The organism is Agromyces sp. P1_H4 (genome assembly GCF_056405255.1).
This window is the reverse complement of the sequence record NZ_JBFUCL010000559.1, coordinates 1-1,184: the sequence shown is the minus strand read 5'-3', so window position 1 is coordinate 1,184 and position 1,184 is coordinate 1. Positions and strand designations below refer to the sequence as shown.

The window sequence follows — 1,184 nt, the reverse complement described above, 5'->3', positions numbered from 1 at the left end:
GGCCAGGACCTCGGCGCCGACGGGCCGGCGGAGGAAGGTCGCGATCATCGCTCCTCCGACTGCGCTGCGGTCTCCGTGGCGCTCGCGATCCCACCCGGCGCGGCCGGGGCCCGGATCACGGCCTGCACCGGTTCGTGGTCGGATGCCGCGGCGCCGTCGAATCGCACGGCGTTGATGCCCGTGCGCTCGACGACGACGCCCGGACCCACGAGGACGAGGTCGATGCGCTTGCCGCCCCGGCGGAGGCGTCGGTAGTTCGAGAACGTTCCCCACTGCGGGGTCAGTCGCTCTGCCGCGGCCTGCCACGTGTCGCGCAGCACACCGCTCTCGGTGAGACGACGGTGGACCGCCGAGTCGACGTCGGCGTTGACGTCACCGGTGACGACGATCGCGGCATCCGGTTCGGCGGCGCTCGCCGCGGCCGCCCTCGCCAACAGGTACCGCGCGGACTCGAGCCTCGAGCGGGTCGAGAGGTGATCGAGATGCGTGTTGGAGGCGAGCACCCTCGCGCCCGTCGCGCGGTCGGTGAACTCGGCCTCCACGACGACGCGGCGGACGATGTTCCCCCACGACCGGGACCCTGCGACCTCGGGTGTCGACGACAGGGCGAGCTGCCGCCACTGCGTGAGCTCGAGCCGTTCGGCGTCGTAGAAGATCGGACAGCGCTCGCCGCGGCCCGACGGATTGCGCCCGTACCCGATCCACCGGTACCGGGGTCCCAGGGCGTCGGCGAGGTCGTCCACCTGATCAGCCAGGGCTTCCTGCACGCCGAGGATGGTGGGTCGCTCGGCGGCGAGGATGCGCCGGACGAGCGGCCTGCGGGTGCTCCAGCGATCAGGGCTGCCCGGCATGACGTGGGGGAGACGGCGACGGATGTTGTACGTCATCACGTGCAGGTCAGGCGGCGTCACCGCTCCGATCAGCGCGGCATCCGTCATCGTCACAGCCTACGGCGGCGGCCGACGGGAACGAGGGGGTTGCGCCGCGACGAAGGGCCGACCGTGCATCCCCCGATGCACGACCGGCCCTGGTCGCCGGACTCCCGATCAGCCGAGCAGCTTGGCCTTCGCGGCCGCGAACTCCTCGTCGCTCAGGATCCCCTGGGCCTTCAGATCGGCGAGCTGCTGCAGCTGGGCGATGACGTCGGAGCCGCCTGCCGCAGGCGCGGCCGGCGGCGGTGCCGC

2 protein-coding genes are annotated in these 1,184 nt (G+C 72.6%); both read right to left on the bottom strand.

All coding sequences use genetic code 11. The features are described from left to right. Window positions 1-44: 44 nt before the first annotated feature. Window positions 45-938 carry an endonuclease/exonuclease/phosphatase family protein gene (locus tag AC1DY2_RS19950; protein ID WP_476763994.1) on the bottom strand — a complete coding sequence of 298 codons (894 nt, stop codon included), beginning with the start codon at window positions 936-938 and terminating at the stop codon, window positions 45-47. 108 nt (window positions 939-1,046) lie between these two features. After that, complete coding sequence (locus tag AC1DY2_RS19945; RefSeq protein WP_476763995.1) at window positions 1,047-1,130, bottom strand: SHOCT domain-containing protein; 84 nt, start codon at window positions 1,128-1,130, stop codon at window positions 1,047-1,049. Between the last annotated feature and the right edge of the window lie 54 nt (window positions 1,131-1,184).